The organism is Bartonella birtlesii IBS 325 (assembly GCF_000273375.1).
Taxonomy (GTDB): Bacteria; Pseudomonadota; Alphaproteobacteria; order Rhizobiales; family Rhizobiaceae; genus Bartonella; species Bartonella birtlesii.
In genome coordinates this window covers 661,329-666,877 of record NZ_CM001557.1, presented here as the reverse complement: position 1 = coordinate 666,877, position 5,549 = coordinate 661,329, and the positions used below count along the sequence as shown (strand labels likewise).

General features: G+C 39.3%; 1 protein-coding gene. It reads right to left on the bottom strand.

What is annotated here, in order from left to right; genetic code table 11:
• Positions 1-5,549, bottom strand: a 5,549-nt coding sequence (locus tag QWU_RS10110) for a hypothetical protein (protein ID WP_169313101.1), incomplete at both ends; no start/stop codon positions are given.

Below are 5,549 nucleotides of genomic sequence, written 5' to 3'. Positions count from 1 at the left end.
AGTAAGAATAAGCTTCATCTGTTTATCCGTATAATCATGCAACTGACCACCTGTAATAGCTTCTTTCGAGCCACTTTCAATGCGGCCATCGGCTATATTGTCTATTAATACTGGATCACTCTCATTCACACCAACTAATGTTACTTTATTCTTTTTCTTGCCATCATTGCCTTCATCATACTTAACAGCAATATCTGCCACACTAGCAATATCTTTTACTTGCTTATCAATCATATTGACATGGCTTTCAACCTCTTCAACTTTCTTATTCGTTTGCCAAAGTTGACTACCATTAACGGCCTCTTTCGAATTTTCTGATATCTTACCATCCGCTACATGCTTAATCTTGCTGTCTTGACCTTTATGGCGCGCATCAAAAGCTTTTTCTGTCTCACTCCAATTTAAGCCTCCCGAGAAAACACTCTGTTCAATATCATGGATACGATTGTTGATATTTGTCATACTTTCGTTAACACCTTCAAATGCAGATGCAACATTGGTATAGTTCTCCTTTTTACTTACCACACCATCAGCCGTAAATTGTGCAACCTTAAAATTTGGCGTAAGCCATTGTTCATCCTTATATCCCGCATCTCTACTAAGATAACTAGAAAGTACATTGATTACCGAATAAAGCTGAGAACCATTGACCGCTTCCGTTGATTCTACTGTAAGAAGCCCTGCTTTTACACCAGAAAGGCTACGTACACTGCTTGCACTGTTTGCAATACTGATTTCACTGCCATCTTTTTCTCCACCAATCGTGATACGCCTTGTTTTTTCTTCCTGCTTAATAAGATTCTCGATTTCTATTTTGCTAATCTCATGGGTAATTTTATTCTGAATATTCGTGAAAGAATTTCCAACCCCACTCAATGCATCAGAAATATTGCTATAATTCTTTTCTTCAGAGCCTCCATTTTCATCAAACTGCTTGATCTTAAAATTTGGAGCTTGCCAATTTCCTTGCTTATCATAACCAGCGCCACCACCAAAATAGATCGCTAATTGCTCGTTTAAAGAATAAAGTTGAGAACCATTTACTGCATCACTTGAGTTTACTGTAATATCACCATCCTTCAGATAGGTAATCTTGCTGTTTGTTCTTATTTCTCCCTCCCCATGGAGAGCAACAAAGGCTTCTTTGTTCTTATCCCATAATAAAGAATCACCACTAACGCTTTGCGAAACCTCCTTAATACGCTTATTTACATTCTTTATATTTGTATCAAGACCTTCAAATGCTGAAACAACATTATCATGATCCGTTTGCCCTACCGTCCCATTTTCAGAAATACTGAGTAATTTATAAATTGGTCCCGTAAAAATACCTTCCTTAAAGGTTGCACTGCCACCAAAATACTTAACTACCTGCTGAAATATTGTCGTAATTTGACCGCCATTAATTGCATCGTGCGATTCTTTTGTCAGTACACCATCCGCAACATTATGCAAAGCAACAGATTCTTTATTTTTACCACCAAAAGTCACACTCTTATAATTAACAGTATCATCCGACTGTTTATCATAAAAAACTGCAAAAGAATTCGTAGATTCAATTTTCTTATCGAGCTTATCAAGTTGTGCTTTGTTAACTGCTTCATTCGCATTCTCAGCCGCCTTTACACCAAAAAGCGTTCTGTCCTCTTTATCGTTGTTGGCTATATTGATTATAGTACCGTCTTCCTCTCCACCAACAGTGATAAGCTTTGTCTTGTCATCTTGCTTAACAAGACTCATACCTTTTACATGAGAAATTTCATTGTTCATCTCATTATGAATATTCGTGAGAGAAGTGCTTAAACTTAATAAAGCATCCGAAACAGTTTTATAATCTTCTTGCGTTGCATTGCCTTTAATATCAAATTTGTTCACTGTAAAAGTTGGGGCAATCCAACTTCCCCTTTCATAGCTCGCTCCACCGCCTAAAGAAGCTGAAACTGCATTCCCCATTGAATACAGCTGACTACCTGTGATCGCATCTTTCGAACTAGAAGAAATGGCGCCATCTAAAAGATGCGTGATCTTGCTGTTGGTTTTTGCGCTTCCCTCTCCATGAAAAGCAACAAACGCTTTTTCATCCTTGTCCCATAATAAAGCATCACCTTGAACCTGTTGCGTAATATTTGTTATGTTATTGGTAAAGTCGTTAAACTTATTCGTTATTTCGTTATTTACATCTTTGATACTTGTATCAAGCTGACCTTTGTTAACCGCTTCATTATCTTTTGTTGCTGTCTTCACACCCAAAAGCGTCCGAGCTTCACCATTCTTGTTGGTGATATTAATGACACTGCCTTCTTGCTTAGCACCAATGGTAATATTATTTGTTGCTTGCTCTTGCTGTACAAGATTCTCACTTTCCATTGTGTTAATCACATTACTAATTTGTTCAGTTATCTGTCTTTGAACATTTGTGAAAGACGTACTAACTCCAGATAAAGCTTCCGTGACATTATTATAAATCTTCTCTTCAGAGCTTCCATCATCCTTAACTGTTTTAAGCGTAAAAATTGGGGTACTCCATGCACCATTTTCATATTTAGTGCTCCCTCCAAAGAATTTGGCTATATTCACGGCAGACGTTTGAAGATTAATGGAGACTGTATCCACTTTCTGATTTGTCGTAAATAGTTGTGAACCGGTGACAGCTTCCTTCGACTCTGCTGAAAGTGCGGCATTCTTTATACCGGTAAGAGTACGCGTATCACCTTTGTTATTGGTAATGTCGATTTTATCACCACCTGTTTCTTTACCAATGGTGATGTGTTGCGTCTCAGCATTTTGTTTTACGAAGCTACTGGCAGCTACTTGTTCTTTGATATCTTTTTCAACCGTCTTCAGTTGTGAAAAATTCACCGCATCGGTTTCCTCAATACCTTCTGCTACTCCTGTTATCTTCTTACTGCCAGCGTTAATACCAAAAATAGTGACTTGTGGACCATCTTTAATGATTAAGCCCGTTCTGTCTAAAGTTACTACACCTGCTGCTGCATATGATGAGGCTTTCTCATTACCTGATATGCTTTCTTCCCCTAATTTTATGCTATTTAATGTGAGATCTTTTGCTAAATCAAATGTGACCTTGTTGTCGTCTTCGCCTTTGTTGATGTTAAGGTTGCCACTTCCAGCTACCAAATCCACCGGGCTAATTGAATTAACGCTCGTTTTATTTTTACCATCAACCAAAAGATCCCAACTTGGATTTGTAGAGTCTTGTAGAGCTTTTAGCTGTGCAACATTTACGGCATCAGTGTCTGCAGCACCAGCTGCAACACCTACAATCTGTCTGGTTAGACCTTTTTTACCATCGCCAATACTGAATACACCCAATGAAGATAACCATGTGTTGTCTTGTTTAAGTTCGTTCTTTCTGGTTCTAGGATCATAACCTGGTACACCACCACCAACATCTGCAATAGAATTTGAACCTAAAGCGATACCGTCTCTAACTGATACTTTTGCACTGGAGCCAAAAGCAAACGAATAGCTGTCGTCGGTACTGGCGTTAGCGCCAATAGCAAATGAAGAGTTGGCACCTTCACTAACGCTGGCGCCAGTTCCAATAGCAAACGAAGACTTGGCATCTTCACCAACTTTTGCATTGTAACCAAATGCAAACGAAGAGGGGGAACCTTTGCTAACGCTCGCCCCGGAACCAAAAGCAAATGAATATTCAGATTTAGCATCAATTTTTGTCTCTTTACCAAAAGCAATTGACCACGAGGAGCTAGTGTTTGCATTCCAACCAATAGCAATTGCCCCAGAGACGCCAACGCTGGCACCATTACCGATAGCAATCGAATCTTCTCCATCAGCTATAGGATCTTTAAAAAATTTTTCAGTGGTGTTAATTTTTAAACCTTTTACAACCGTTGCTTCTTTTATTGCCTTTAGCTGTGCAAAATTGACGGCATCGGTCTCTGCAGTACCAGCTTTCACACCAGAAATAGTTCGAGCGCTACTATCTTTATTGGTAATATCGATTTTATCACCATCTGTTTCTTTACCAATGGTGATGTGTCTTGTATCGGAAGCTTGTTTTATAAAACTATTGGCAGCTACTTGTTCTTGGACTTCTTGCTTGACTTCGCTCAATTGCCCAAAATTCACAGCGTCGGTATTATCTGCACCGGCTTGTACGCCTGTTATCTTTTTACTTCCTGCATCTATACCAGAAGTGGTTATTTTGGGACCATTGCCGATCACTAAGCCCGTTGCATCTAAGGTATTGTTTCCTGTTTGTACTTTATCGATTACAAGATCCCTCGCTAGATCAAATTTTATGTTATTGTCTTTTTCACTTTTGGTAAGAGTAAGATTTGTACTTTCAGCTGCCAAATCCATTGGGTTGGTTGAATTAACATTGGTTTTATTTTTACCATTAACAGAAAGCTCCCAATTTGGATTTGTAGAATCTTGTAGAGCTTTTAGTTGCGCAACATTCACGGCATCGGTATCTTTGGTACCCGCTGCAACATTTACAATTTGTCTGGTTTTACCTTTCTCAGAATTACCAATACTGAGTGCACCATAACCCTTTGTAGATACCCATGTGCTGTCCTCTTTATCTGAGTTCTTTCTGGTCCTAGGATCATAACCTGCAATACCGCCCTTAACATTTGCGATAGAGTATCCACCTAAGGCAATACTATCCGTAACGGATGCTTTTGCATTATAACCAATAGCCATCGCATTGGAAGCATTTGCACCAACCTCTGCTTGGCTACCAATAGCAACTGCCCTTTCGGAGCCTTCTGCAACCTTTGCTGAATTACCAAGAACAAGAGCATCATAGCTTTTTTTATCGGCATAGGCTTCATAACCAATAACTATATCACGATCTAAAGCTTGTGCATTCTTACCAATAACAACCGAAGAGACACTCTTAGCTATTGCATTAGCACCAATAGCAATCGAACCTTGACCATTAATTTTTGCTTTGTGGCCAATAGCAACCGAATCTACCATTGAGTCTGCATTAGCACCAATAGCAACACCTCCTTTGGTGGAACTTGCGTTAGCACCAAGAGCAAATGCAAATTCGTTTTCAGCTCTTGCACCTGCACCAAGGGCAACTCCATTTTCACCAGATACAAATGCATTTGTACCTAAGGCAATTCCATTTAGCACAGTTTTATTAGCATCTTTACCTACAGATGCACCGTAACCAAAAGCAAGCCCACCGACAGAGCTTTTACCAACTATGGCTTTGCTACCGAGAGCAACTGAGTTTTCTGCATCAGCTACCGCATCTGTAAAATCTTTGCCAGTAGTATTAATTGCTAAACCTCTTGTTAATTGATAAAGCTGGGAACCATTTACTGCCTCGGTTGAATCTTTTGAAAGATCGCCAGCAGCAACACCCAAAACAATCCGTGCCTCACCCTTATTATTTATAAAACTTACCTTAGTGTGTGCTGTGTTAGCACCAATAGTTATCGTGGCTGCATTTTCATCCCCTCGCTCTAGTACATGGGACAAATCTCCCACCTTGGTAACTATATTAGTAATCCCATTTTTAACCCCTTTATGAATATCCGTTTTTA